At 70.4% G+C, this 453-nt stretch carries 1 protein-coding gene; it reads left to right on the top strand.

Annotation, left to right across the window (positions count from 1 at the left end; all coding sequences use genetic code 11):
* Positions 1–136: 136 nt before the first annotated feature.
* Positions 137–453 (top strand): leucine zipper domain-containing protein (locus FVA95_RS29450; protein ID WP_149664620.1); only part of this gene is annotated, 317 nt, incomplete at its 3' end.

The raw sequence follows: 453 nt of genomic DNA, 5'->3' as shown, positions 1-453 counted from the left end.
CTTGGGCACGGTGTCGATCCTTCCAGCGAGGAGGACGTCCTCACAGGTCAGGAGTCAACCGAAGTCTGGGCAGTCCCAAGGCCTCCGGTTGTGAAGTGGAGCTGTCGAGGAACCGCTTCACCCACCGGAGGCCTTCGTGTCCCACGCTAACGCCGCCCTGACCCCGCGCGCCCGGCTGCGGCTCGCTCAACTCGTCGTCGAGCACGGCTGGACCCACACCGCGGCCGCGACAATGTTCATGGTCTCCGCGCGGACCGCCAAGAAGTGGTCCGACCGCTACCGGGCCGAGGGGCCGGCGGGGATGGCCGACCGCAGCTCACGGCCGAGGTCCTCACCGACGAAGACCCGTGTCGGTCTGGTGCGGCGAATCGTACGGCTGCGCTGGCGGCACCGGCTGGGCCCGGTCCAGATCGCCGGGCGCCTGGGCATGGCCGCCTCGACCGTGCACGCGGT

The sequence above is a fragment of the Pseudonocardia sp. EV170527-09 genome (genome assembly GCF_008369905.1).
Lineage (GTDB): Bacteria > Actinomycetota > Actinomycetes > Mycobacteriales > Pseudonocardiaceae > Pseudonocardia.
The sequence above is the reverse complement of the archived record's forward strand: the minus strand, read 5'-3'. Positions and strand labels throughout refer to the sequence as shown.